Origin of the sequence: Streptomyces sp. 2-1 (genome assembly GCF_048564895.1) — a bacterium.
GTDB lineage: Bacteria > Actinomycetota > Actinomycetes > Streptomycetales > Streptomycetaceae > Streptomyces > Streptomyces phaeochromogenes.
In genome coordinates this window covers 10,775,480-10,801,773 of record NZ_CP183383.1, presented here as the reverse complement: position 1 = coordinate 10,801,773, position 26,294 = coordinate 10,775,480, and the positions used below count along the sequence as shown (strand labels likewise).

Below are 26,294 nucleotides of genomic sequence, written 5' to 3'. Positions count from 1 at the left end.
CCAGTCGTTAGCCTCGGCGCCCATGAACCATCGGCAGCGGAAGAAGCTCTCCCGCCAGCTCTTCTCAGCGATTCTGGCGGGTGACACCGCCCGAGTGCAGGCCTCGCTGCGGGCCGGAGCCAGTCCGGAGCAGGGAGACAGCGACGGCACCACCCCTCTGTACGTGGCATCCGTGAGCGGAGAAGCACAGATCGCCCGCCTGCTCCTGACGGCCGGAGCCTCCCCTGACACCGAAAGCAGCGGACCCGGCTCGGACGGCACGCCGTTGTGCGCGGCCGCATGCTGGGGGCACACCGAGACGGTGCGCGAACTGTTGGCTCACGGCGCCGATCCGAACCTTCATGAAGACCACGGCACAGGCCGCTCCCCGCTGCACTGGGCGAACATCGGCCCTCACCCCGAGACGGCCGAACTCCTCAGGAGTGCGGGAGCGGCAGACACGTAACCCCGCCGCCGACGGACCAGCTCGGCTCGGTGCGCCTGCCGCCCGGCCCCGTTACCGTCAGGGCATGGAAAGTATCTCCGAGCAGACCCTGGTCCCGGCCGACCCGGACAGCACCTGGCGGCTGATCACCGACCCGCAGTACTTCCAGCAGTGGTACGCGTTCGGGGGCGCCGAGATCGAGCTGGTGGCCGGTGGCGCGATGGTCCTGCGTTGGGACGAGCACGGCAGCTTTCCCGCGACGGTGGTGGCTGTGGAACCCGGCCGCCGTTTCGCCTTCCGGTGGCTGCCTGAGCCGGGCGACCTTGTCGAGATCACACTCACGCCGGAAGGCGCCGGCACGCTGGTACGGATCAGCGAGAGCGGCGCGCTGGAAGACGCCGCCACCAGCGCCATGGCCTGGCGGAACTCACTCTCACTGCTGGCGAAGCTCGCCCAGGCGTAGGACTCGGTGCGGAGTGAGCGACGGTCCCAGCCGTCGTCCGCACCAACGGCTCAGTCCGTCACGGCTGTCATGGCGATGGACACCAGGATCCCCGGCCGGTCGACGCCGAGCTTGCTGACGCAGCGCGGCGGTCGCACGTCGGGGAAGAACTCGTCGAAGACCTCGACGACGCCGTCGGCGTCCTCGGGTCGCATGAGCAGGGTGTGGACCATCACCGCGTCACTGAGTTCGGCGCCGCCGGCGCGCAGGATCGCTTGGCAGTTGAGCAGCGACCGGCGGGTCTGCTCCTGGATCGTGGGCCCTGCGAGCTCGCCGGTCGTCACGTCGACGCCGACCGTTCCAGCCACGTAGATCGTGTTGCCGACCTTGACCGCCTGACTGTAGCTGGGAAACTCCGGCGCATCGGGGGTGGAGATGACTACTCGGGGCATCGATGAGGCTCCTGTCAGGAAGGTTCCTGCTCCACGATGCTCCCACCGCAGGCCTTCCGGTGTTGCCGGAACTCAGGTTGTCCCTTGAGACACCGTTACGTGGGTGGCGGCGCGGGTCAGTTCGGGGTGGCTGAGGACGTCGGTGCTGTCGATGAACTGGTCGGCGGTGCCGATCGCCGGGAGGGAGCCAATGGCCGGGTCGGTGATGCGGGCCATCAGCGCCTCGGTGAAGCGTTCGGCGTGCAGCACCTGGAATGGTCTGCTGTGGTAGGGCCGTGTGGTGGGGTCGACGGGTTCGGTGAGGCCGAGCTGGTTGTGCATCACCGCGATGGTTTCGTAGGCGCGGGCCAAGTGCTGCTCGCGGATGTGCCAGTCGGTGGCGGCGAGCGCCGAGGTGAGGACCGGGGTGAGGGCGGACGCCCGGGGAAGGCGGGCGAAGGCGCTGCCGAGCCACTTGCTGTAGGGCGGATAGCGGCGGTCCATGAGCAGGCAGAGCCGCATCACATCGCGCACCAGGCGGCCGGCGACGACAGCGGAGCCGAGCTCGTCGCCCACTTCGCCGCAACGGCCGACGAAGGCTTCCTCCTGGGAGATGCGTTGCCACTGGCAGGCGAGCAGGTGGAGCCAGAGATCGTGGGGGTACCAGTCGAGGGCTGCGCGCGCCGGCGCGAGCTCGCCGAGTCCGTCGTGGAAGACCGCACCGCCGGTGACCTCGGCGAGCAGTTGGGTGGGCGTGGCCAGCCAGTCCGTGAGTGTGACGTCCTTGCGCGGGTCGAAGCCCAGTCGCTTGGTGAACCAGGTGCCGAGGTCCGTGACTTCGACGCGGTGGTGGACCGGACCGTCGGTCGTCTCCATGACCCCGATGCTCGCTTCTCCGGCCGCGGCGAAGTGCGTCGGGTAGCCGCGGAAGGTCTTCGGCAGGCGTTCGGAGAGCAGTTCCGTGATCGTCGCGCCATGACGGGTGACGTCCTGCGGGTGCAGGAAGAGCTGCAGGCGGGGGCCCCACTCGTGGTCGGCGGAGCGGGCGGTGTCGAACCCGAGGACCTCCGAGCCGCTGCCCAGGCGGGCGGCGGAGTGCACGGTTCCGGGGACGACTTCGTCCAGCAGGGGCCGTACGGCTTCGAAGTAGAAGTGGCCGGAGAGTTCCAGTCCGGGGATGAAGGACGGCTTGGTCATGCCGTGGAGGGTGCCGGATCGGCATGGGGTCGGTCGAAGGCTTTTCCACGTCCAGCGGGGTGCGGCGGCTGACTGCGCGTACAGCCTGCCGTTCTTCGAATCACGCTGGAGGGGAGAGCTGTTCGCGGACCCATGCGGGATCGGGGTTGACGTGCGGTCGGCCGGCCACGACGACAGTCGGCACTGTCTCATTGCCATCGTTGGCCGCCCTCACCGCCGCTGCTCCATCCGCGTCACGCCAGATGTCGACCCAGTGCAGCCGGCGGGCGCTGCGGCCCAACCGTATGCGCAGCCGCAGGCAGTACACGCAGCCCGGCCGCCAGAAGACGACCGGACGGCCGTCGACCGCGCTGCGGCGTTGTGCCTCCACGGCGCCGATCGACCTCGGGAAGATCAGCGGCGAGTTCACGCCTGCGAGCAGCAGAAACACCAGCAGGAGTGCCACGGCCGCGCCGGCGCTCCCCTTCAGGAGCAGCCCAGCGGCAACGACTGAGCCGCTGAGTACGAGCAGCATCGGCAGGATCCAGGCGCGCATCATGATGGCCCAGGCTATCGAGCCGGAACGGGGCTGTTCCTGGGCGTCCGCCCCTTTCCCGTATGGCGGTGCGTCGGGCACGCCGCGCCGGTGCCCGGCGGGTCACGCGATTACCGTCGGCGGCATGGACGGTGATCGCCGAGGGTGGCGCCAGTGTTTGCTCAGCGGGGCGGTGTTCGCCGTGTGCATGGCCGGCACCACGCTGCCGACCCCGCTCTACGGCCTCTATCAGGAGAAGTTCGGGTTCTCCGAGCTGACGGTGACCGTGGTGTACGCCGTGTACGCCTTCGGGGTCATCGCCGTGCTGCTGCTGACGGGCAACGTCTCGGATGCCGTGGGCAGGCGGCCGGTGCTGCTGTGGGGCCTGGGGTTCGCGGCGGCCAGTGCCGTCTGCTTCCTGTGTGCCACCGGGCTGGGCTGGCTGTATGTGGGGCGGTTGTTCTCCGGACTGTCCGCCGGCCTCTTCACCGGGGCCGCCACGGTGTACGTGATGGAGCTGGCACCGGAGGGCGGCGCGGCCCGGGCCACGTTCGTGGCGACCGCCGCCAACATGGGCGGGCTGGGCTGCGGTCCGCTGCTCGCCGGAGTCCTCGCCCAGTACGCCGCCTGGCCGCTGTACCTGCCGTTCGTCGTACACCTCGCGCTGGTAGCCGGTTCGGCCGCCGTCCTGCTGTGGTGGCTGCCGGAGACCGTCCGCGAGCGGCGGCCGCTGAGCACGGTACGGCCGCAGCGGCCCGGTGTGCCGCCGCAGGTGCGGAAGGCGTTCGTGCCTGCGGCGATCGCCTCGTTCGTGGGGTTCGCGCTGTTCGGGGTGTTCACGTCGGTCAGCCCGGCGTTCCTGTCAGAGTCCCTGGACGTGGACAACCACGCGGTGAGCGGGCTCGTCGTCGCGCTCGCCTTCTTCTCGTCGACCGCGGGGCAACTGGTGGTCGGCCGGGTCGGGTTGGAACGATCGCTGCCGCTGGGCTGCGCCGGGCTCCTCGCCGGACTGGCGCTCCTCGCGGGCGCGCTGCACTGGGACCTGCTCTCACTGGTGGTGCTGAGCGCGATCGTCGGTGGAGTCGGGCAGGGTCTGGCGTTTCGCGGGGCACTGTCCGCGGTGGCCCAGGCATCTCCCGCGGACCGCCGGGCGTCAGTGATCTCGACGCTGTTCGTGGTGGCCTACGCGGGCATCTCGGTGCCGGTGATCGGTGTGGGAGTACTGACCGGTCCGATCGGCCTGGAGGGCGCGGGGCTGGTGTTCATCGCCTGCATGGCCGTCCTGGTCTCGACCGCGGGCCTCTACTTGCTCCGGCGACCGGTACGAACGAGGACGTGAGATGCGGGCCCCTGGGGTGCTGCGGGCAACGTCAGTGTCGGCCTGGGAGTGGGAGTGGGAGGCGAACTGGTCGTACACGCCCTGCAGAGCGTTGTCGCCGAACATCAGCTCCAGGCCGGCGGAGGAGTCGGCGGCCGACTCATGCGCCGATGCGCCGACCGACACCCGGCCTCGACAAATCCCGTTGCCTGGCCTGACTGCACATGACAAGGTCATGCCCGACTTTGATCGCTTTGACATGGGGAGGGCACCTGATGGCCAAATTGAGGAACCGGATCGCCACCCTGCTGGTGGCGACCGCCGTGACGGTCGGCATCGGCTCGGGCACCGCTGTGGCAGCACCCCGGCTCACCTACACGGACAGCTACTACCAGGACGGTCAATCGCTGACGGTCTACCTCTACGCCGACGGCGACTACGCCGGATACGTGAACTGGAACGCGGACCCGGTGGGCAGCACCCCCGGAGACGCACTGCGGGCGCATGACGGCGGGGCCGACGGATGGGGCGTCAAGGGAACCGTCTTCAACGCCAACGTCCACCGCGAGGCTTCGACGCAGGGACAGCCCTCCCCTTACACGACCGCGTGGAAGACCGGCGACCTCGTCGAGGGGCAGCGGCTGACGTTCAACGCATGCCTGGTGAAAGGCTCGGAAGAGGTCTGCACGGGGTACACCCACCGCGTCTACTCGTAGGCACGGTAGCCCACCTGGCTGGGAGGGCGGGGTGAGGCGGCGGGGAGCGCTGGTCCCCGCCGCCCACCTCTCCAGAAGCCGAGTACGCACAACAGAGAGACTTTGACGTCCTCTCAGCAGCGACCACGGAATCGCCCCACCGGGCGGTCAACCGTTCCTGGGGAAGTCCTCGATGGGTTCGGGCAACGTGAGGGCCGTGTGGGCCGGGCGCCCGGCTTTTGGCGGCAAGGCGGTGAGGCCACGAAGCCTTTTGTTGCGCCTTTCAAGGGCCTCAGTCGTGGTGGGGAAGAGCGTTGCGTCGCCTTCACCCACCTGTGCCTGGTTCATTTCTACGAATCCGCGGATATCGCGTTCGTAGGCGGCGAAGGCCTCCGTGTGGTCGCGATGGGCGGCCAGCGAGCGGGCGAGCATGTAGGCGCCGACGAGGGCGAGGCTGGACCCTTGACCGGTAAGGAACGACGGGGCGTAGGCGGCATCGCCGAGGAGCGCGACCCGGCCGTTGGACCAGCACGGCATACGGACCTGGCTCACGGTGTCGACGAACGCGTCGTTCGCGTGGCTCATGGCGGCGACCATGGCCGGGATTTCCCATTCGTCGTCGGCGAAGGTGGCGGCGACGAGGTCACGTTGTGCTTCGGGGGCGCCGAAGACCTCGCGTGGTGGCTCGGGTTGAGCGAAGTTGAGGAATGCGTGCAGCTCGTTGCTGTCCTTGACCGCGTAGAGCGCCGCGGCCCTTCCGGGAGTGTTCCAGATGAGTGCTTCATGGGAGAGCCCAAAGGTGTTGGGCATGGTGAATATGGCGAAGCAGTACCCGAGATAGCGGTGGAACTGTTGCTCGGGGCCGAATACGAGCTCCCGGGTACGCGAGTGCAGTCCGTCCGCACCCAGGACCAGGTCGAAGCCGCGCTGGACACCACTGCGGAAGGTGACCTCGACCCCGTGCTCGTGTTCCTTGAGCACATCGATGGAGTCGTCGAACACGAACTCCACCTCGTCACGGACGGCCCCGTACAGGACGTCCGCCAAATCACCGCGAGGCACCTCGACGTCATGTCCCTCGACGCCGCCGACCACCGCCTGTGGATGAACCACCGCCGCCTCACTGCCATCGGCATTGAGGAAGGTCAACCGGCGCGACTCTATATGCGCTTTCTGGAGCTGCGGCAGGATTCCCATCCGGCGAGCCACCTCAACCGCCGTGCCACGTACGTCGATCGGGTAGCCGCCGCCGCGCAGTCCGGTGGACTTCTCCACCACCGTCACCGTGAATCCGTACCGTTGGAGCCAGAACGCCACCGCCGGACCCGCGATGCTCGCGCCGGAAACCAGGACCGTACCCTTCGCTGCGTTTCTTGTGTTCATTCGTCAACTCCCAGTCCGTTATGAGGAATTCGAAGGTCGATCACACCGCGTTCCGCTCAAGGTCGGGCGACGGAGACTTTCGGCTGAGGCGTGTGCTTCGTACGAGCAGGACGACCAGCACCGCGGCGATTGCGAATGCACCCGAAGCGATCGCGATATAGGTGAACACGCCCGTGGCCGAGTTCGTCGTCTCACCGTCGACGACCACGGCGGTGGACTTGAGGACCGCCGCGCCCACGAAGTTCAGGACCACCGACCCGATCGAGACCATCACCATGACCAGGCTGGACACGATGCCCTGCCGTTCGGGGGACGCCAGGCTGCCGGCCATGTTGAAGCCGGATGTCCCGAGCGCTCCTACCGTGACACCCAGCAGGAATGCGCAGCAGAGCGCGGCAGCAAGCTGGGAGGCCCCCAGGAACATCCCCATGGTCACGACCGTGCCGAGCATGACTGTCCCGGCCAGCGTCGAGGCCGGTCCGATGCGTGCGGCGAGCCATCCGGCCACCGGACCCCCGAGCATGACTCCGAGTCCGGGCGCCGCCAGCAACTGTGCGACCGATCCCTGGTCGGCCAGTCCGTACCCGAGTTGCTGATCCGCCGAGACGTCACCGATGAGCGGGATGAGCTGAAGCATGCTCTGGTACGAACCGGCTCCGAGAAAGACGACGAGGAGCATGAGTATCAGTGGCCCGTCGAGGTCCCTGACGTCGATCAGGGGGTCGGGCTTTCGACTGGAGACCAGGAACCACCTGGCCAATGCCGCGATGCCACCGACGAGGAGAACCAGCGGGCCGACGGCGAGCCAGCCGAGGTCCGAGCCGAGACTGACATAGCCGAGCAGCCCGGCGAGACCTCCGCCGAGGAGGAGGGCACCGCCGATGTCGATCCTGCCCGGTGTCCTGATCGGGGACTCCGGAATGACGTTGCGCACGCAGATCGCCATCACGGCCCCGACGACGGCCGACAGGAGGAACAGGATCTGGAATCCGAACTGCGTGGCCAGTTTCTCGATGAGGAATCGGGACGCGATGTTGAGCACCGCGGAGCTGGAGGTGACGATGCCTACGACGATCATCGCGATGCGGGGTGCGCAGACACCTCGAACGATCGCGACGGAGAGGAACACGGCCGCCAGAGACGCTCCCTGAAGCATGCGCCCCGGCACGAACAACCAGAGGCTGGGGGCCACGGCGCACAGGAGGGCGCCCGCGCAGCTGAGGAGCAACGCCAGCACGAGCACCCTGCGCTTGCCGTAGATGTCGGCGCTCTTTCCGAGCAGGGGCGCCCACATCACCCCCGCCAGCATCGCGGTGGCGTTGAGCCACGCCGCCTGGTCGGTACCGAAATGGTCGAGCATCTCCGGGAGGACGAGCAGCGGCGCGGTGATGGCCGAGTCGACCACGAAGTTCACCAGAGCCAGCACAACCACCAGGCCGATGAGCCGCCCGTTCCATCTCGTGTGCAGTCCGGTGTCTGTACTTCCTGTACTTCCGGTCCTGCTCTGCTGCATTGAGGACTCCTCACTACGGGTTCGCGTCCGTGCGCTTCTGCGCGTGGATGGAGAGTGCGGGGGCGGCTGCGCGCCGGGCGTCATACCCGGGAGCCAATGTGGAAGGGCTACCGCGGTAGGGGGTGGCGGAGCCGAGGCCGATGGCCGACAGCGCAAGGCGATGACGATGGCTACAGCGCATGCGGCAACTGGCCTCGCCCGTCCCGGCGTTGCGACCGGCTCGCCGACAGCGCGTACGCTCCCGGCCCGGCCTCCGGACTGCCTCCCGGCTCAGCCCTTCCGGTCTCAGGCCTGCCGATCGCGCAGTGCAGCGCGGGCCGGGAGGGTTACCGCGAGGAGGCCGAGGGATACCGCGGTCGCGGCGAAGGTGGCGTACAGCAGTGGGGGTATGTGTGGGGACTCGCCCGTCAGGCCGCGCATCATGGGAGTCAGCGTGATCATGGCGATGGTTGTGCCCAGGGCCACGCCCGCCACCGATACCAGCAGGCTCTCCCAGTGGAGCATGTGCAGCACCTGGCGGCGGGTGGAGCCGACGAGGCGGAGCGTGGCCAGTTCGCGGCGGCGGTCCAGGACCGTCATCACGAGGGTGTTGACGGCTGCGATGACGGCGAAGCCGCCCAGGACGGCGGCCATCGTGTAGTTGGCCCAGGCGCCGAGTTCGCGGTCCACGTTCTGTTCGACGGCGTAGCCCGAGGCGTCGGTGACCTCGCCGAGTGCGGCGAGCGGCTTGGCGTCGCCGCCGCGCACCAGCAGCGTGCTGTCGAAGGGCGACGTGACGTGGCCTGCCAGGGACGCGCGGTCCATGGTCACCGCCGCCAGGCCCAGGCCGCGGCCGTAGACCGCGACGACTTCCGGGCGGGCCTCGGTGCCGTCGGGGAGGTGGAGCGGCAGCTCGTCGCCGACCTTGACCTTCGCCGAGGTGGCGAGGGTCTTGTCGATGGCGATTCGGCCCGCACCAACGCGGTCCAGGCTGCCGCTGCGTACGTCCAGGTCCTGCACCTCGGCGAGTTCGGCGCCGGAGCTCGAGATGCCCTGGGTCGCCGCCCCCTGCAGCGTCCTCTCACCGCCGGAGACGACGGGCACCAGCACCTGCGTGTCGAGCAGGCTGACAGCCGCGTCGACGCCGGGAGCGCGGGCGGCCCGGTCGGCGGACCCGGTGGGCAGTCCGGCCGGGTCCGTGACGACGTGGTCAGCCGTGATGCCGTCGCGGAGCTGTTCCGAGGCGATCTGGCTCTCGCTGGTGTGCATGAAGACGAGCGTCGAGGCGAAGGCCATCGCCAGCACGATCGGGGTGATCGCGGAGGCCAACCGGCGTGCGTTGGTACGGGAGTTGGCGGCGGCCAGTGCCGCCGAGGCGCCGCCGCCGCGCAGCAGCAGACCGAAGAGGGCCGCGCACAGCCGGGCCACCAGCGGGCCGAGCAGGGCGACGGCGAGCATGAAGAGCATGATGACGCCGAGGGAGGCGTTGGCCGCGTTGTCACCGGCCGCCGAGGAGGCGACTCCGGCGAAGACCGCGCCGCCGACGAGGGCGCCCAGCCCGAGGACGGTACGGATGACGCCCGGCCGCAGCCGCTCCACCGAGGCTTCGGTGAGTGCCTGCCCCGGCTTGATCTTCGCGGGCCTGCGCCCGGCCATCCAGCCGGAACCGAGCGCCGTGAGCAGCCCGGTGCCGACGGCGGCGAGCAGCGGGATCCACGAGACGTGCAGATCGACCGCCTCCGGGACGGCCCCACGGTCCTTCAACTGCCCGAACCACCAGCCGGCCAGCGCGATCCCCGGCAGGCACCCGGCCAGCCCGGCGAGCGGCGCGACAAGCAGCGCCTCGGTGGCGACCGCACGGCGGATCTGCCTCGGGGTGGCGCCGACGGCGCGCAGCAGCGCGAACTCGCGGGTGCGCTGACCGACGGACAGAGCGACCGTGCCGGCCGCGGTGAAGACGGCGACCAGAGTGGCGATCCCGCCGAACTGGCTGCCGAGTCCGAGGAGCGTCTCCTTGGCGTAGGCCAGGCCCCGCTCCTCGGCCTCGCCGCGGCCGTCGCCGGTGTGCACCTGGGCGCCGGAGCCGGCGAGGGACTTCTCGACGGCGGCGGCGAGGGCGTTGGTGTCGGCGCCGGCCGCTGCCAGTACGGCGATGGCGTCGGCCTTGCCGGGGTGGCCTGCCAGTGCGGATGCCTCGGCGTCGGCGAACCAGGCCGTGGCCTTGCCGCCGACCGCCGCGCCCGGCGCTCCGGCCGCCGCGGTGTCGCCCGCCCCGGCCTTGGCCAGCCCGGACACCCGGAAGTCCGTACGGCCGACGGCCGTTTCGAGCGTGACGGTGTCGCCGACGTCGGCCTTCGCAGTACGGGCCGTGGCGGGATCGAGCACGACATCGCCCGTGCGCGGCGCGGCGCCCGCGGACAGCGCGGTACCGGTGAAGGCGTGCGAGCCCCAGCCGTGTCCGACGAGCGCGCCGTTGTCCTGCCGCACCGGGAAGGTGAAGTCCGGCACCGCGGCCTCGGCACCCGGCGCCCGGGCGGCCTTCGCCGCGAGTCCCACGTCCACGCGGGCGGTGTCCGGCAGCGGGTACACGGTTTCCTCGGGGCCGTCGATGCTGTCGGCGACGAGCCGCACGGACTGGTCGGCCGCGGCGACGACCGGCGCCTTCGCGTACCGCTCCGCCGGCACCGAGGCGCGGGCTCCCGTCTCCAGCAGGATGCCGCAGGCCGCGACGATCAGGGCCGACATCATCAGCGCGACGAACGTTCCCGCGAACGACGCGGGTTTGAAGCGTACGGCCGCGCGAGCGAGGCCGTTCGGGGCGAGGCTCCTCATGCCGCGGCCCCTGCCATCGCGCCCGTACGGCGGGCAAGCATCGCCATCCGCGCCGCGATCTGCTCCGCCGAACCGCGCTCCAGGCCGTCGACGAAGGTGCCGTCGTCGAGGAACCGCACGCGGTCGGCCCAGGCCGCCGCGGCCGGGTCGTGCGTGACCATGACGACGGTTGCGCCGAGGGTGTCCACCGCGTGCCGGAGCAGGCCGAGGACCTCGGCGGCGGTGCCGGTGTCGAGGGCGCCGGTGGGCTCGTCGGCGAAGATCACGTCGGGGCTGGTGACCAGGGCGCGGGCGACGGCCACGCGCTGCTGCTGGCCGCCCGAGAGCTCGCCGGGCCGGCGCCTCGCCTTGTCGGCGAGCCCGACCTGCGCGAGCACCGTGGCTGCACGGCGGCGGTCCTGGCGCTGCCCGGCCAAGCGCAGAGGCAGCAGGACGTTCTGCTCCACGGTCAGCGACGGCAGCAGGTTGAACGCCTGGAACACGAAGCCGAGGCGGCTGCGGCGGAGCTCGGTGAGCTTGTTCTCGCTCATTCCGGTGATCTCCGTACCGCCGAGTCGCACGGACCCCGCCGACGGCCGGTCGAGCCCGGCGGCACACTGCAGGAAGGTGGACTTGCCGGACCCGGACGGGCCCATGACCGCGGTGAACGTGCCGCGAGGGAGGGCGAGGTCGATGCCCGCGAGGGCGTGCACGGAGCCCGCGCCACGGCCGTACTGCCGCCTGACACCGAGCAGTTCGACGGCGAGGCCGGGTGTGGTGGCCGGGGCCTCCGGTCGGTCGTCCGTCTTCTGCCGCTTGCCGTTGCGTAGCTTCATGTTCCGCCCTCTCGCGATCTTCTCGTGCCTACGAGGTGCAGAGTGCGGGGACGGCTGCGCGCCGGGCGTCATACCGGGGAGCCAATGTGGAGGTGCTACCGGGGTAGGGGGTGGAGGAGAAGCGGGTGCTGCCTTCCGCCGCCGCCGGGGACTACCGCCCGGGCACCCGGGGCCTGGGGTGGGCCAAGGCCCCGGCGAGGGAGCCGCTTCACTGGGTGGAGGCCGTCTGCGCCATCCGGGGCCGTGGAGCGAGCCGCCCCAGCGGGACCGCGACCCGCCCGACCCGGACCGGGGACGCCGGAACCGGCTACTCCCCCGGGGCCACCAGCCCCGATTCGTACGCGAAGACCACCGCCTGGGCGCGGTCGCGCAGGTCGAGCTTGGTGAGGACGCGGCTCACGTGCGTCTTCACCGTCTGCTCGGCCAGTACCAGCGTTTCCGCGATCTCCGTGTTGGACTGGCCGCGGGCCACCAGGGTGAGGACCTCGGTTTCGCGTTCCGTCAGGGCCTTGAGCCGCAGCGCGGGCTTGCCTCGGCCGGCGGGACGTTGCCGGGCGAAGTCCGCGATGAGGCGGCGCGTCACGGAGGGGGCGAGCAGCGCGTCGCCCGAGGCCACGACGCGTACCGCCGCGATGAGGTCGGCCGGCGGCGCGTCCTTCAGCAGGAAGCCGCTCGCGCCCGCCCGCAGCGCCTCGTAGACGTAGTCGTCGACGTCGAACGTGGTGAGCATCAGGACCCGCGGCCGGTGCGTCACGCCCGGTGGGGGCGCGAGGAGGCGACGCGCGGCCTCCAGGCCGTCCATCTCCGGCATACGGACGTCCATCAGTACGACGTCGGGATGGGTTCTCCGGCTCAGCTCGACGCCCTGCGCACCGTCGGGGGCCTCGCCCACCACGTCGATGTCGCTCTGGGCGGCCAGCAGCGCGGCGAAGCCGGCCCGCACCATGGCCTGGTCGTCGACGATGATGACGCGCGTGGGCGTGCTCACGTGAAGTCCTTTTCGGTCAGGGGAAGTTGGGCGGCCACCCGGAAGCCGCCGTCCGGCAGCGGACCCGCGTCGAGGGTGCCGTCGACGAGCCGTACCCGCTCGCGCATGCCGACGAGGCCGTGCCCGGTGCCGCCCTCTTCGAGCGGCGCGGCGGGCGGCTGGGGCGACGGGCCGTTGACCACGAGGACGGTGAGCCGCGCGATGTCCTCCGAACCGGACTCCGCCGCCGACTCCGCCACCGCAACTGGCTCGGACACCGACACCGACACCTGCGTCGGAGCACCCGGCGCATGCCGCACGACGTTCGCGAGAGCCTCCTGGACGATGCGGTACGCGGAGAGGCCCACCGCCTCGGGCACGTCGGCGTCGCAGGGGGTGAACTCCACCGGCACGCCCGCCCTTGCCGTCGCCTCCACCAGCTGCCCGATCCGCGTCAGGCCCGGCTGGGGCGCGAGTTCGCCGTTCGCCTCCTCGTTCCGCAGCACGCCGAGGAGCCGCCGCATCTCGCCGAGCGACTCGCGCGAGGTGGCCGCGATGGACGTGAATTCCTCCTGCACGTCCGGCGGCAGCCGTTCGAGGCGGTACGCGGCGGTGTCCGCCTGCACCGTGATGACGGACATGTGGTGCGCCACCACGTCGTGCAGCTCGCGTGCGATGCGGGCGCGTTCCTCCAGCAGCGTCCGCCGGTCGCGCTCGGCCTCGCTGATCGTCTCCTGCTCGGCCAGCCTGCGCTGCGCCTCGTACCGCTCGCGGAGCGCACCGCCGAGCACGAGTACGACGCCGCTGAGAATGGTGAGCAGTACGTTCATGGCGCTCGTGCCGTTGGGCGCGAAGAACCCCAGGCCGACGTTCGCGGCGGCCGTGGCCAGCCACACCAGCAACAGCGTCCGGCGCGGCTCGCGCAGGCCGAGGGCGAGGCAGAGGCCGATGTACCCGACGATCTCCATGGGCGGGAACGGCCACAGGAGCTGCTCCTTGAAGTCGACGGTGAGCAGGGCGAGCGCCCCAGCCACGTCGGCGGCGAAGATCACGTACCAGGCCTGCAGCGGGCGGACGACGGCGAGCAGCAGCGGTGCCGCCTGCGCGACGGCCAGCGCGCTCGCGATGCCGCCGTTCAGGCCGTAGTCGGCGGTAAGCACTTGGATGGTGGTGGGCAGCAGGGCGACGCTCAGTACGAACGCCACGGCCCACGGCAGCAGCCGTACCCACCGACGCGAGGCCCCCGCGAGCAGCGCGCGCGGGGGTTCCTCCTCCACTGCGGTCATGAGCCCCAGCCTATGTGAGGTGGGACGACGTCAGCAGACGCGCGACTGCCCGGCCGACTCGACGGAGTCGTAGTCACCGAGACCGCCGAACCTGTGGATGTCGCCCGTCGACGCGCAGCGGTTCTCCCACGTCGTGCATGTGCCGCAGGGCCTGGCGGTAGGAGTCGATGAGGCCGGTCTCCGCGTAGGGGATTCCGAGGTCGCGGCAGCGGGCCTCGACCATGGACTGGGCAAGCCTCAGGTGGGGGCGGGGCATGCTGGGGAACAGGTGGTGCTCGATCTGGTAGTTGAGGCCGCCGAGGAACCAGTCGGTGACGGCACCGCCCCTGACATTGCGGGACGTGAGGACCTGGCGTCGTAGGTGTCCCCACTTCTCACCGTCGGGGTCGGGCATGTCCATCCCCTTGTGGTTGGGCGCGAAAGCCATGCCCAGGTGCAGCCCGAACAAGGCTTGGTGGAGCGCGGCGAAGACGAGCGCGTGCGCGAGCGGCATGGTCGTCAGGAGCAGGGTGACGTACCCGGCGATGTGGGCGACGAGGAGCGTGCCCTCCACCAGGCGCTCGCGGCCGGTCTGGCGGCGCAGGTCCTGGAAGCCGTGGAGCTTCAGGGCGAGGCCTTCGAGGAGGGTGAGGGGGAAGAAGAGCCATGCCTGGTGGCGGGTGAGCCAACCGCGGAAGCCCGTGCGGGTGGTGGCCTGCTCGCTGGTGAAGACGAGGACGTCGGCGGCGACGTCAGGGTCCTTGTCGATGTGATTGGGGTTGGCGTGGTGGCGGTTGTGCTTGTCGTTCCACCAGGCGTAGCTCATCCCGAGCAGCAGGTTGCCGTGGACGAGTCCGATGCGCCTGTTCGTGACGCGGTTGCCGCTGATCTGGGCATGGCCCGCGTCATGACCGATGAACGCAGTGCGAGCGCACAGGACGGCGAGGGCGGGGGCGAGAGCCACCACCCACCACGAATCGCCGATGAGTGCCATGCCGGTGACGACGGCGGCCAGGCTGAGCGCGTTGGTCGCTATCGTGCGTACGTACCAGCCGGTGCGCCGGTCGAGCAGCTCCAGTTCCTTGACGTCGCGCAGCAGGGGCGTGAACTCGCTGCCCGTGTCCGGTGGGGATTGCCTCGCGGCGGCCTTCTCGGGGTGCGGCAGGGCGGTTTCGCCGGCCAGGGACATGGTTGTGCTCCTGTGTTCACTGGATGATGGATGGTGGGTGGTGTCGATGCGGCGCGTGGGTCGTCGGCCCGGCCTCAAAGGCCGTACGGATCCTGGGTGTTGGCGGGCTTGGCGGGCTTGGCGGGCTTGGCGGACGTCGGCGGGTATCGGCCGGCGCCGGCGGGCCAGGTAGCCGTCACCCGGCCGATCGGGGGCCTGCACGCTGAAGGGGATGTGCTCGTGTGCCTGCGGCGGACCCGGAACGCGGGGGCACGACGGTGCGTATCCGCATCGCTCACGCCGCCAGCGCGAAGTAGGCGAAGCCCGCCGCCAGTACGCCCGCCACCGCGCGGCGGGTCCGGCCGGTGCGCTCCCAAGGGGTCTCAAGGGGCTGGGCGAACTTCGCGATCGCCATGAGCAGCCCCGCGAAGAGCGGCATCCAGGCCATCCGCGCCAGGATCCAGCCGACCGTGTCCGGCGCGGTGGTCAGGCCGGGGATCTCGCCGAAGTACGAGGCGGGGACCGCGGCGGCGAGCATCGCCGTCTGGTGCCAGCACAGGATCGTCATCGCCGACAGGTTGATGACCACCACCGGCGCCCACAGCACGGGGCGCCGGAGCAACCGGGCCAGCCGGTCGCGGAGCAGGATCGCCGCACCGGACTGGCCGGCGGCGAGCGCCAGGACCAGCAGGGACGGCGGATGCGAGTTGGTACGGGACGCGCCGGGCACCCCCACCATCGACGCCGGGTAGTGGAAGGCGAGCAGCAGGGCGGCGAACAGGGCCGCGCCGCCCACGAACAACAGCCACGCCTCGCGGCGACCCAGCCGCTTGTCCGCCCAGGACACGCCCAGTTGGTAGGCGAACATCCAGCCCGGAAGCAGATTGAGCAGACTCACCCAGGACGGCATCGCGTCCGCGTACGGCCCGTATCGCAGGAGGTCGACCACCGCGACCGAGCCGAGCAGCGGGGCCGCGGCCCGGAAACCGAAGCGCTGCGAGGCGCGGACGCAGTACGGCGTGAGGGCCGTGATCACGGCGTAGACGCCGACGAACCACAGGGGTTGGACGACCAGTGTCGACGCGGTGTGCAGGGTGGCGGTCGGGATGTCGAGGCCGTAGTGGAGGGCGGGAAGCAGCAGCGCCCATACGGCCGTGACGCCGAGGACCGGGCGGCCCAGGCGAGTCAGCCGGCCGGTGATCCACTCGCGGACCGAGCCCTTGCGGCGCCGGTAGGAGTGGTACGAGGAGTAGCCGCCGACCAGGAAGAAGATGCCCAGCAGCTGGAGGATCCAACTGGCTGGAGCCAGCATGCCGAACGTGGCCAGCGGGCTGGCGTTGTGCAGGCCGCCGCCGGTGTCCAAGGTGAAGCCGCCGAGCAGCCAGTGGCCGGTCGGGACGGCCAGGAGCGCCAACGCACGCAGGCCGTCGATGGCCCGGTCGCGGTGGGCGGGGGTCCGGTCGTCGATCGTGGCGCTGAGCTTCGCGAGCTTCGTGGGGATCGTGGAGTTCATAGGGGTCGTGGGGGTCACGGGGGTCGTCATCGCAGGTCTCCGCCCGCGATCGCCGCGAACGCGGTCAGGGTGGAGGTGCCGGGGGTGAAGTACTCGTCGTGCGCCGGGACGTCGTCGGCGGGCAGGACGGTCGCGCCGAAGCCGGGCGAGGTGGGGTCCGCGCCGTGGCCCAGGCCCAGGACCTCGACATTCGGGACGCGGTCGATCCAGTCGTCCGGGGACTTCGCCGCCCAGATGTGGGCGTCGGTGCCGAGTGCGGTGACGTCGTCGGCTCGCATGCCGGGCGAGCCCATGACGACGATGTCGCTCGCGTCGGTGTCGGGGGCGGCGAGGCCGCAGACCACCGAGCCGTAGCTGTGGCAGAAGAGGGAGGGGTCGGGGAGGCCGGCCGCGTCCAGGCCGTCGGTGAAACGGGTGAGGCGCTCGGCGCCGGACTCGGCGAGCCGGCCCGTCGCCAGGTCGGGGCCGATGCCCGACGGGGTGGTGTAGCCGGCCCAGGCGATGACGGCCGTATCGTCGCCCGCCTCCTCCTGGAGGTCGGCGGCCCACCGCACCGTACGGTCGAACGTGGAGATGCCGATGTCCGAGCCGGGGACGAGCACCGAGACGTGGGTGGCATGCTCCAAGTCGCCGACGACCTGCGCGATCAGGCCGCGGTCGCGCGGGTCGTACGCCAGAACCTGGTCGCCGGCCGGGGCGTTGGCCTCGTACCGGAGGCTTACGGGCGCGCCGTCGAGGTTGCCCACCACGGTGGGGTGGTCCTCGACGAGTCGTTGTTGCTGGGTGTCGGTCAGGTCGGCGAAGAAGACCGCCACTTCGGACGGGGTGGCTGTGTTGGGGTCCGGTGGATCCTTGCCCAGAGAGTCGTCCGCCAGCCAGGCGGCGGTGCCGGGGAGCGGACCGCTCAGCGCGCTCTCGCTGCTCTCCGAGGCCCAGCCTGCCGTGCTGCCGACCAGCAGTGTGGTCAGTACGGCCTTGGTCAGGGCCCTCCTGAAGCGGCGCATCCGTGCGTCTCCCTCTGTCTCGTCCGTGGTGACGGGGAGGAAGGTAGGAAGACGGTGGAGGCCGACGCGTCACACTGGGGAGCCAGGTCGGGAGTGATACCCCGGTAGGGGGTGGGCTAGGTGCCGGCGGAGCGGGCGTACTCGGCGGGGGTCTGGCCGTAGCGCTTCTTGAAGGCCCGGATGAAGTGGCTGCTGTCGGCGAACTGCCAGTGGGCGGCGAGTTCCGAGACGCTCGGCCGGCCGGGCCCGGCGATGAGAGCGAGGCGGGCTTGCTCCAGGCGCCGGTGGCGGATGTAAGTGGTCACCGACTCCCCCACCGCGGCGAACGCCCGCTGCAAAGTCCGCACGGAGACGCGCAGTTCACGCGCAAGCATGGCCGGAGACAGCTCAGGATGGGCGAGATGACGGTCCGCAAGGTCCTTCGCGGCCTGCGCCAGCGAAGGGGCCAGTAAGGGTTCCGTGTCGTCGAACCGGCTCTGCGCCACCGCCTTGGCCAGTTCGATCAGGGTGCTGTGGGCGGCGTGCACACCGGCCGGACTCAGGTCGGCGATGGTCTCGTGGACCATGTTCGCGTGCGCCGCCAACAGCCGTACCTCGGCCGAGTCGACCGGTCCGGTGATGGTCCGATTCCCGAGCAGTGGTCCGAGCATCGCGGTGGGCAGGAAGATGATCTTCGCCGTGGTGTGCGGCGCCGTCTCGAAGGCCGACGGATGTCCGAAGTGCCGCAGGAGGAACTGCCCGGCCGACACGGTGTGCACGTCACGATCGCGCGGGCCGTCCAACGCCCATGCGCCCTGCCGCACCACGTACATGCGCACCAGATCCTCGTCGCCGCGTGGGGCGCCCACGGTCCGGGTGGCCGACGCGCCGTGGAGGTCGGCGATCGTCACGTCGCTCAGCCTGGCGGCGCGGCCCTTGACCCGGAAGTCACCGATCGTGGCGGGGCTGAAGGCGGGCAGCCTGAATCCGCCGCCGAGCTGTGTTTCCCACCCGCGCCGGAAGGCGTCAAGTCCTCGTGATGCGGCACCCGGGACCGTGGAGTCCAGTTGGAACGCCCCGTGCGACACATCGGCCCTCACTCCAGTGCTCATCGCCTTTCGATCCCCCTCGCAAGATTTGCACCAACGCCCGCTCCTGGCACGGATGTTCCGCCCGGATGCCGCCGTGGTTCGAGAGCGTGGCGTGGTGACCCTCCTGGACTTCGGCGGAAGGGGCAAATCTCCGACGGCTCCCGGCGTGGCGCGTACTCGTCGCCGCGGTGTCGGTCACCGCCGGTCTCGACCAGTTGACGGCACCCCGCGGCGGGGATGAAGGACGTGCTGATCCACTGATTGCGAGTCAGTGGATGAGCCCGCACGCGCCTGCGACGAAGCGTACGACGATGGCACTTGGCAGCGGGCCGCAGCCGTCGCAGGTCGTGGGCCCCTCTGCGGCGGGCTACCCCTTGCGGCGAGTCGCGACCAGCGGCAGGTGCTTGATCCCCGCGATGAAGTTCGAGTGCAGGTGCTCCGGTTCACCCGCCGGCTCGAAGTGCTCGAACTGGGCGAAGAGTTCCTGGAAGAATTCCTCCAACGTGATCCTCACCAGGGCATGGCCGAGGCAGAAGTGCGGGCCGACGCCGAAGGCCAGGTGCCTCTGGGCGTTGCGGCGTACATCGAAGGTGTACGGGTCCGGGAACACGCTCGAGTCCCGGTTCGCCGAGCCGATCCACGCGGCGACCGCCTCACCCGCGCGGACCGTGATCTTGCCGAGTTGGACGTCGTGCGTGGCGTATCGGATGAAGTGGCTGGTCGGTGAGGACCAGCGCAGCGCTTCCTCGATCCCGCTGTCCAGCAGCTCCGGATGCTCGGCCCAGTCGGCGTACGTGCCGCCGGCGGTCAGCTCGGCCAGGGCCGCGTTCGGTACGTGAGGTGTCGTGACGTTCGCGCCGAGCAGCAGGCTGTAGCAGTTGGAGACGATCTCGCCCGCGGTCAGCGGTCCTCCGCCGTCTTCGAACTCCATCGTGGACAGTACGTCGATGAGGTCGCCGGTGCCGCCGCCCCGGCGCTTCGCCACGGCGTCCTGCAGACAGGCGAACAACTCCCGGTGTGCCCGGTGCAACGTGGCCTGCGCGCCCTCCGGTCGGACGAACTCGGGATCGTCCGGCGCGACGGCCTGGGTGGTGAGGAACGTCAGGTGGGACCAGTCGTCGCGGTCGAGGCCCATGAGTGTCCCGATCACCGCCATGGGCAACTGGTCGGTCAGCGCGGCGAAGTCGAACGGCTCACCGTCGACGACTCCGGTGAACAGACGCCGTACCTCGTCGCGGATCACTCCGCGATGCCCCTCCACCGCACGGCCGTTGAGCGCGCGCTGGATCGGTGAGCGCATGCGTGTGTGCCGTGGCGGATCGGTCGCGGGAAGTTGCTTCCCGCCGGCCGGGTCCTTCCTCCCCAACAGGTTCAGCAGCGTGCCGTGTTCGGAGGTGAAGGCCGTGTGGTCCCGTAACACTCGCGCGACGTCGTCGAAGGCCGTCGCCGACCAGAACCCCAGGTCCGGGCGTAACTGCTGCCAGTGCACAGGGTCGTGGGTGCGCATGGCGAGCCAGATGGCATGTGGGTCACCCTCCGCGTGCAGGACGGGGTCGACCAGGTCCACCTTGTCCAGGTCGATCGCTTCGTCTCCGGTCGGGTGTGTCAGTCGCATGCCCTGTCTCCCTCATTGTTCTTCGTCGGATGACTCGGTGGACGATTCGGTGGACGCCTCGGTGTGCGCGGCGACCGTTTCGGCCAGCCCGGCCACCGTCGGGTTCTCGAAGAACAAGCGGGCCGCCGGTACGTCGACCGCCAGTTCGCCGCGGAGTCGGGCCAGGACGTCGGCGGCGATGAGCGAGTTGCCGCCGATGGCGAAGAAGTCGTCGTGGATGCCGACCTGTTCGACCGCGAGCGCATCGGCGAAGACATCGGCCAGCTTCGTCTCGACCGGCGTCCTCGGGGGCTCGTACGAGGTGTCGGTGGCGCGCGGCATGAGCTTCGGCGCCGGTAGGGCCGTACGGTCGATCTTGCCGGCCCGGGTCAGCGGGAACTCGGGGACCGTCGTGATCGCGGCGGGGACCATGTGCCGCGGCAACCGGTGGCGGAGCGCCCGGCGCAGTTCGGAGGCCAGGTCGGCCAGGTTCTCGTCCGGGAGTTCCGCGACGACATAGGCGACGAGGACCTTCTCGCCCGGCGTGACGTCCTCCCGTGCGATCACGACGGCCTCCGACACACCGGGCTGCTCGGTCAGCACGGCCACGATCTCGCCGGGCTCGATCCGGTGGCCGGCGATCTTCACCTGGTCGTCCACGCGGCCCCGGAACTCCATCACGCCGCTCCAGCCGCGGCGGACCACGTCCCCGACCCGGTACATCCGCTCGCCGGGCACGAACGGATCCGGCAGGAACCGCTGTTCCGTCAGCTCCGGGCGGTGCAGGTAACCGCGCGCGAGTCCGGCGCCGCCGGTGTACAGCTCGCCCCACTCCCCCTCGGGAACCGGCCGCAGACCCTCGTCCAGGATGTACACGCGCGTACCGGCGATCGGCGTCCCGATCGGAACGGTTCCGCTGATCTGGCGGGTGACCGTGTGGGATGTCGTGAAGCAGGAGTTCTCCGTCGGGCCGTAGCCGTTGACCATCCGGACCTTCGGGTGGGCACGGCGTACGCGGTTGACGTGGGCCGGTGACAACACGTCCCCGCCGGCGACGAGTTGGCGAAGTCCGCCGAGGCTGTCCACGTGGCGGTCCACCATGCGGTGGAACAGCCCTGCGGTCAGCCACAGCGTCGTGATCCTCTCCGTCCGGAGGCACTCCGCCAGTTCGGGCAGCGACAAGGGGCCGGGCGGGTGGACGACCAGGCAGCCACCGTTCAGCAGGGCTCCCCAGATCTCGAACTCGGACGGGTCGAACGTCAGCGCACAGAGTTGGAGAAAGGTCTGGTCAGGGCCGAACTCGATCCACTCGGTGTCGTGCACGAGCCGGACCACGCCACGGTGCGGCACGGCCACCGCCTTCGGATGACCGGTCGAGCCCGAGGTGTAGCGCACGTAGGCCAGCCCGTCGGCCGACCCGCTGGGTGGAAGTGGCGTGCCACCAGGGCCCTCGGGGCGCTCGGGGCCCTCGACATCGAGCGCGGTCACGTCCACATCGAGCACGGTCACGTCGAGATCGGGCAGTTGACCGAGGACGGGCCGGTGGGTGAGCAGGACACGGGCGCCCGCGTGGTCGAGCATGAACCGCAGCCGCAGGGCGGGCTCGTCCGGATGCAGTGGCAGATACGCGGCTCCCGCCTTGAGCACACCGAGCAGAGCGACGATCATCTCGAAGGAGCGCTCGACGCATACGCCGACGACGTCCTCCGGCCCGACGCCGACGTATCGAAGCCGGTGTGCCAGGTGTTCGGCCCGCAGATCCAACTGCCGATAGGTCATCTCCTCACCGCGGAAGCGCAGCGCCGACGCCTCTGGTGCGCACCGCACCCGATCAGCGAAGAGCTCGGTGATCGTGACGTCCTTCATCGGCATCCCCGCTTCATCGGTGTCCCTGCCCTCACGGACGAAGTCGGCGCGGCCGGTCGGATGAGGTTGTCGCACAGCCGACTCAACCAGTGGCCGGGCGAGGGGCACATACTCCGGTGGTGCGGGTCCATACGCGTGCGTACGCACACTTGGTCGCCCTGGCATGCACACCCGGTGACGGAACCACGGCTCGTGGCGCGGATGTTCTGTTCGGATGCCGCTGTGGTTCAAGTGCCTGGCGTGCTGGTCGACTTAGGCTCCGGCAGTAGGGCAAACCCGAGCAGCTCTGAGCCCTGTTGCACATGAAAGACGAGAGACACGTGAACCAAAAGAGTCCCACCGGCATAGTTGCCATCACTCGTACCCGTACCGACTCAGGCACGGACATACTGAGCGAGGCCATCGGCAGCGTGCGGATCGGGCGGGCCAAGGCCTGCCGGGTCAGGGAGTCGGGCTCTTGGGGCATGCGGTTCCCCGCCTTCGCGGGCAGCGGGTTCCATATCCTCCTGCGGGGCAGTGGCTGGCTGATCCCGGCAGCCGGGCGGCCACGTGCACTCAAGGCGGGTGATGTCGTCCTCACCCCGTTCGGTGCCGAACTCGGATTCAGTCACGCACCAGGCCCGCTCAAGGACTTGCCCCCAGTGGCAGAGGTCGTGAGCAAGGATCCGAACAGTGCCGATCCGCACAGTCCCGATGCACACGGTCCCGATGCGGCCGACGCCGAGTTCCTCTGCGGCGCGTACTGGCTCGACCACGGTCAAGTACACCCGTACTTACGAGCGTTGCCCGAACTCCTCGTGGTCTCGCCGGGCCATGACCGGGCTTCGCAACTGCGGTTGCTGGCCGATCTGCTGGCCGTGGACGTATCCGACGCGCCACCGGGCAGTGGGGCGACCCGCCCTGCACTCCTGGACCTGCTGCTGACCCACGCTCTGCGCCAATGGCTGGAGCAGAATCGCGACGCGGACCGGCCGGAGACCGACGATCCCGCCATCGCCGTCGCGTTGCGCGAGATCCATACGAGCCTGCACAAGCCGTGGACGGTGGAGCAGCTCGGCAAGACCGTGGGAATGTCGCGGACCGCGTTCACCAAACGCTTCACCGCGATGGTCGGAAAGCCGCCCATGACGTACCTGACCGGCAGGCGCCTGAGCCACGGGGCCCGTCTGCTCCGGGAGACCAAGGCGCCGCTGGCGACGATCGCCCGTCAGGTCGGCTACTCGACGGAATTCGCGTTCGGAGCCGCTTTCCGCCGTGAGTACGGCATTTCACCTGGCCGTTTCCGTGACCTGGAGTCCCGCCGGGCCTGCGACGCCTGAACAGGGCGATGGGGGCCGGCCAGGGTCAGGCGAGGAGGGTGCCGTGGGCGGTGATGACCGCTGATCCTTCGACCTCGACCATGTCCAGTTGGCTGCTGTTGCCCTCTGCCCTGGCGAACATCTGCGACGGGCGGCCCATCTCCACTCCCTGGACGATCTCGATCCGCTTTCCGAGGGGGACGAGTCCGTACCGCGCGAGATGCACCGCGAGCGGGCCGGCGGCCGATCCCGTCCCCGCGTCCTCGCTCACCCCGTAGGCCGGGGAGAACATCCGCATGCGCCAGTGTTCCCCCGAGCCCCCGGAGCGCGCGAAGCAGATGGCCGCCATGTCCGGGTGTCCTGCCAGCGCGCGCAGATCGGGCTGGACCCGGGCGAGCGCCGCTTCGCTCTCGACTCCGACATAGACGTGCCGGGGCCCGTTGCGGTAGGCGTCCACCGGCAGGGTCGAGGATTCGAGGCCGAGCGCGTCGAGGAGTTCGCCCTGCCGCGCGTACGGCTCCCGGACCGGGATCGGCTGGCGCATGGCTGCCGTGACGGTCCGCTCGCTCCGGTGGCTGAAGTCGACCGGGATGGTGCCGCCCGCGGTTTCGAGTCGTAGCCGGTCCATCGCCGTGGATACGCCCAGCACCGCGGCCGTGCCCAGTACCGGGTGCCCGGCGAACGGCAGTTCGTTGACCGGGGTGAAGATACGGACCCGCCGGTCCCCGTCGCCCTGGGCGGGCAGGACGAACGTCGTCTCCGAGAGGTTCATCTCCCGGGCGATCAGCTGCATCCTCTCGGCGGGGATGCCGACCGCGTCCGGGAAGACGGCCAGCGGGTTGCCTTGCAGGGCGACCGTGGTGAACACGTCGACGATCACGTACTGGTGCATGGTGTGTTCAGTCTCCTGCCGCTGCTCTGCCTGCCTGGGCGCCGAACACGAGGGCCTGGCCGATCGTCGCGCCGGTGCCCGGGTAGGCGGACCCGAACGGGCCGGCGGCGACGTTGCCCGCGGCGTACAGCCCGGGTACGGCCATTCCGTCGTCGCGCAGCACACGCCCGTCGGGATCGGTGCGCGGGCCGCCGCTGGTTCCGCCGAGTCCGGGGCGTACCGGGACGGCGTAGAAGGGTGGTGCGTACAGGGGCCCCAACGTCGGGTGGACGGCGCCGGGATCGCCCATGACGCCGTCGTAGGGGTTCGTTCCTCGGTCGTAGTCCGGATCCTCGCCGGCTGCCGCCGCCCAGTTGAACCGGCTGATCGTCTTGGCGAGCGCGTCGCCCGGGACGTCGATGAGTCGCGCCAACTCCGGCAGTGTGCAGGCGCGTTGCAGCCAGTCCGGGTCTGGGTCGTCGGGGCGGACCGGGCCGATCGGATAGCGGCGGCGATGGGCGGCGTCGACGATCAGCCATGACGGTTCGGTCGGGTGGAGCGATCGGCCGACCTCGTGGTAGCTCCGGGCCTCGTTGGTGAACCGGTGACCGTCGCAGTCGACCAGCACGGCACCGGGGCGCGCACGCTCGGCGAGGAGTATCCGGTGCACGGGTTCGTCGTCGATCGCGTCGCCGGGTATCCGGATCGTCGGGCACCACCAGGCCTGCGCCGTGTTGTGCAGCGCGGCTCCGGCGGCGACGGCCATGCGCAGCCCGTCTCCACGGGCACCGGGTGCTCCGGTGAGACCGGCGATCGGGCCGCCGAGGAATCGCCGGACGAGCGCCTCGTCGCGTTCGAAGCCGCCTGTCGCGAGTACGACCCGCCCGGCGAGCGGTGTGCCGTCGACCGCCACGCCTGTGCCGAGGAACCTCGTCGCTCTGGCGTGGGTGCGGATGGTGACGCCCGCGTCGACGGCGGCCGTGAGCAGTGCCGCCACCAGTGCCTGGCCCGCGGTGTGTGTTCCGGCCTGCCGGCGCTGCTCGACGAGATCGGGTGCGGCTTGGCCGGTGAGGAGTTCGGTGAGAGTCGCCCGCGACCGCCAGGGCAGAGCGGCACGCACCAGAGCGGCGACCCGCGGTGGAGCGCGGAACGGCCGTGGTTCGAGCGACCGTCCGGCCCCGTACCCGCCCGGCAGCGTGCCGTGGCAGTCCGGTATGGGAAGGGTGGCCCAGCGCAGCGGTGTCTTCGTCTCCAGCCACTCGGCCACGCGCGGCGCCTCGTCGACGAACCGGTCGGACATGGCGGTGTCCGCGGACCCGAACCCTGGCCCGGACCCGAACCCTGATCCAGACCGGTACTCGTCGGATCGGTCGAGGGCACTCAGATATGTACGGGTGCCATGCGGGGTGTCCTCGGCGGCGAGCGGCAGGTGGTTGTTGGGCAGCCAGGCCGCCCCGCTGGACAGGGCGGTGGTGCCGCCGATCGTCGGCGTCGCCTCGACAACTGTGACCTCAGCGCCCGACTCCCGTGCCGACAGGGCCGCGGCCAGCCCCGCCGCGCCCGAACCGACGACGACCACCGAGGTCATGCCGTCTCGCCGTCGGTGGGGATCCCGCCCCTCTTGACGACCGGTACCTCGATGCCCAGAGCCCGCATCTGCTCGCAAGGATTCATGAACTCCCTTATCTCCGCGATCTTTCCGTTGTCGAGGCGGAACGAGTGGATGAAGTGGTTGCGGTAGTGACCCGGCGGATAGTGCGGGAAGATGATCTGTCCTTCTCCGTCGCACTCGACCCAGATTTGGTTGGGGTCCTGGGTCTCGTGGATCTCGACGTTGGTCCAGCGCCAGTCGGGGAAGCACTCGAGCGACCATGCGGCCATCAGGTACAGGTTCTCCCGTCCCGTGACGGCGGCCGGTTGTCCGGTGTCGGTGGTCCAGAGGCCGCCTCGCGCGTCCTCGGTGAAGAGGTGGTGGCGTTCGAGCCTCGCCGGTCCTTCCGTCATGTCCAGGTATCGCTGCACGGTGGCCCGGTTGGCGCGGCGGAGGTCGGAGTCGTTGTCGACCCACTCCTGGGGTCTCGTGTGCTGGGTCATGGTCGTTCTCCTCGGTGGCGGGTTGGGCATGTGTCAGGCCG

At 70.2% G+C, this 26,294-nt stretch carries 23 protein-coding genes; 5 read left to right on the top strand and 18 right to left on the bottom strand.

Going from position 1 to position 26,294, the window contains the following annotated elements:
- Positions 1-22: 22 nt before the first annotated feature.
- Together ACN20J_RS47190 and ACN20J_RS47185 are read left to right on the top strand one after the other, a co-directional pair.
- A complete protein-coding gene (locus ACN20J_RS47190; protein WP_419668496.1) occupies positions 23-445 on the top strand; it encodes an ankyrin repeat domain-containing protein in 423 nt (140 codons plus the stop codon).
- 64 nt (positions 446-509) lie between these two features.
- On the top strand, positions 510-887 hold the full coding sequence (locus tag ACN20J_RS47185; protein ID WP_361894211.1) for an SRPBCC domain-containing protein: 378 nt from the start codon (positions 510-512) through the stop codon (positions 885-887).
- 50 nt (positions 888-937) lie between these two features.
- Here the strand turns inward: ACN20J_RS47185 and ACN20J_RS47180 are convergent, their stop codons facing one another.
- The 3 genes from ACN20J_RS47180 to ACN20J_RS47170 all read right to left on the bottom strand — a co-directional run bounded on the left by ACN20J_RS47180 (position 938) and on the right by ACN20J_RS47170 (position 3,032).
- Positions 938-1,318, bottom strand: coding sequence for a RidA family protein (locus tag ACN20J_RS47180; RefSeq protein ID WP_190231376.1), 381 nt, complete (start codon positions 1,316-1,318; stop codon positions 938-940).
- Positions 1,319-1,390: 72 nt separating this feature from the next.
- Positions 1,391-2,494, bottom strand: a complete 1,104-nt coding sequence (locus ACN20J_RS47175; protein WP_419668495.1) for a DUF4037 domain-containing protein — start codon at positions 2,492-2,494, stop codon at positions 1,391-1,393.
- Positions 2,495-2,594: 100 nt separating this feature from the next.
- Positions 2,595-3,032: a glutaredoxin domain-containing protein gene (locus tag ACN20J_RS47170; protein ID WP_362305602.1), complete on the bottom strand. Its 438-nt coding sequence runs from the start codon at positions 3,030-3,032 to the stop codon at positions 2,595-2,597.
- 121 nt (positions 3,033-3,153) lie between these two features.
- Here ACN20J_RS47170 and ACN20J_RS47165 point away from each other — a divergent pair, with 121 nt between their 5' ends.
- Positions 3,154-4,347 carry an MFS transporter gene (locus ACN20J_RS47165; RefSeq protein ID WP_419668494.1) on the top strand — a complete coding sequence of 398 codons (1,194 nt, stop codon included), beginning with the start codon at positions 3,154-3,156 and terminating at the stop codon, positions 4,345-4,347.
- Between the two features lie 254 nt (positions 4,348-4,601).
- Positions 4,602-5,042: a hypothetical protein gene (locus tag ACN20J_RS47160; RefSeq protein WP_361911007.1), complete on the top strand. Its 441-nt coding sequence runs from the start codon at positions 4,602-4,604 to the stop codon at positions 5,040-5,042.
- Positions 5,043-5,189: 147 nt separating this feature from the next.
- On the opposite strand, the gene ACN20J_RS47155 is transcribed toward ACN20J_RS47160, so the two are convergent.
- From ACN20J_RS47155 to ACN20J_RS47100, 12 genes are all read right to left on the bottom strand, one after another.
- Positions 5,190-6,404, bottom strand: coding sequence for an FAD-dependent monooxygenase (locus tag ACN20J_RS47155; protein ID WP_419668493.1), 1,215 nt, complete (start codon positions 6,402-6,404; stop codon positions 5,190-5,192).
- A gap of 40 nt (positions 6,405-6,444) precedes the next feature.
- Positions 6,445-7,917: an MFS transporter gene (locus tag ACN20J_RS47150; protein ID WP_419668492.1), complete on the bottom strand. Its 1,473-nt coding sequence runs from the start codon at positions 7,915-7,917 to the stop codon at positions 6,445-6,447.
- Between the two features lie 285 nt (positions 7,918-8,202).
- Entirely contained in the window at positions 8,203-10,728 is a 2,526-nt protein-coding gene (locus tag ACN20J_RS47145; RefSeq protein ID WP_419668491.1) for an FtsX-like permease family protein, read from the bottom strand.
- Positions 10,725-11,543, bottom strand: a complete 819-nt coding sequence (locus ACN20J_RS47140; protein WP_419668490.1) for an ABC transporter ATP-binding protein — start codon at positions 11,541-11,543, stop codon at positions 10,725-10,727. Before ACN20J_RS47140 ends, ACN20J_RS47145 begins: the two co-directional genes overlap by 4 nt.
- A gap of 307 nt (positions 11,544-11,850) precedes the next feature.
- Entirely contained in the window at positions 11,851-12,531 is a 681-nt protein-coding gene (locus tag ACN20J_RS47135; protein WP_419668489.1) for a response regulator, read from the bottom strand.
- Positions 12,528-13,796 (bottom strand): sensor histidine kinase, encoded by a 1,269-nt coding sequence (locus ACN20J_RS47130; protein WP_419668488.1) that lies wholly within the window; start codon positions 13,794-13,796, stop codon positions 12,528-12,530. Before ACN20J_RS47130 ends, ACN20J_RS47135 begins: the two co-directional genes overlap by 4 nt.
- A gap of 73 nt (positions 13,797-13,869) precedes the next feature.
- A complete protein-coding gene (locus ACN20J_RS47125) occupies positions 13,870-14,964 on the bottom strand; it encodes a fatty acid desaturase family protein (protein WP_419668487.1) in 1,095 nt (364 codons plus the stop codon).
- 274 nt (positions 14,965-15,238) lie between these two features.
- Entirely contained in the window at positions 15,239-16,456 is a 1,218-nt protein-coding gene (locus tag ACN20J_RS47120; protein WP_189842588.1) for an acyltransferase family protein, read from the bottom strand.
- Positions 16,457-16,482: 26 nt separating this feature from the next.
- On the bottom strand, positions 16,483-17,460 hold the full coding sequence (locus ACN20J_RS47115) for an alpha/beta hydrolase (RefSeq protein WP_419668486.1): 978 nt from the start codon (positions 17,458-17,460) through the stop codon (positions 16,483-16,485).
- A gap of 116 nt (positions 17,461-17,576) precedes the next feature.
- Positions 17,577-18,551, bottom strand: coding sequence for a helix-turn-helix domain-containing protein (locus tag ACN20J_RS47110; RefSeq protein ID WP_419668485.1), 975 nt, complete (start codon positions 18,549-18,551; stop codon positions 17,577-17,579).
- 346 nt (positions 18,552-18,897) lie between these two features.
- Positions 18,898-20,145, bottom strand: a complete 1,248-nt coding sequence (locus tag ACN20J_RS47105) for a cytochrome P450 (protein ID WP_419668484.1) — start codon at positions 20,143-20,145, stop codon at positions 18,898-18,900.
- A gap of 12 nt (positions 20,146-20,157) precedes the next feature.
- Entirely contained in the window at positions 20,158-21,990 is a 1,833-nt protein-coding gene (locus ACN20J_RS47100; RefSeq protein WP_419668483.1) for an amino acid adenylation domain-containing protein, read from the bottom strand.
- 302 nt (positions 21,991-22,292) lie between these two features.
- Here ACN20J_RS47100 and ACN20J_RS47095 point away from each other — a divergent pair, with 302 nt between their 5' ends.
- The gene (locus ACN20J_RS47095) at positions 22,293-23,309 is read left to right on the top strand and encodes an AraC family transcriptional regulator (protein WP_419668482.1); all 1,017 of its coding nucleotides are present in this window, start codon (positions 22,293-22,295) and stop codon (positions 23,307-23,309) included.
- 25 nt (positions 23,310-23,334) lie between these two features.
- Here the strand turns inward: ACN20J_RS47095 and ACN20J_RS47090 are convergent, their stop codons facing one another.
- The 3 genes from ACN20J_RS47090 to ACN20J_RS47080 are packed head-to-tail and all read right to left on the bottom strand — an operon-like array spanning position 23,335 to position 26,253.
- Positions 23,335-24,180: a PhzF family phenazine biosynthesis protein gene (locus tag ACN20J_RS47090; RefSeq protein ID WP_419668481.1), complete on the bottom strand. Its 846-nt coding sequence runs from the start codon at positions 24,178-24,180 to the stop codon at positions 23,335-23,337.
- 7 nt (positions 24,181-24,187) lie between these two features.
- Positions 24,188-25,747 (bottom strand): FAD-dependent oxidoreductase, encoded by a 1,560-nt coding sequence (locus tag ACN20J_RS47085; protein WP_419668480.1) that lies wholly within the window; start codon positions 25,745-25,747, stop codon positions 24,188-24,190.
- Positions 25,744-26,253: a PhzA/PhzB family protein gene (locus ACN20J_RS47080; protein WP_419668479.1), complete on the bottom strand. Its 510-nt coding sequence runs from the start codon at positions 26,251-26,253 to the stop codon at positions 25,744-25,746. The genes ACN20J_RS47085 and ACN20J_RS47080 overlap by 4 nt, the downstream gene beginning before the upstream one ends.
- Positions 26,254-26,294 lie beyond the last annotated feature (41 nt).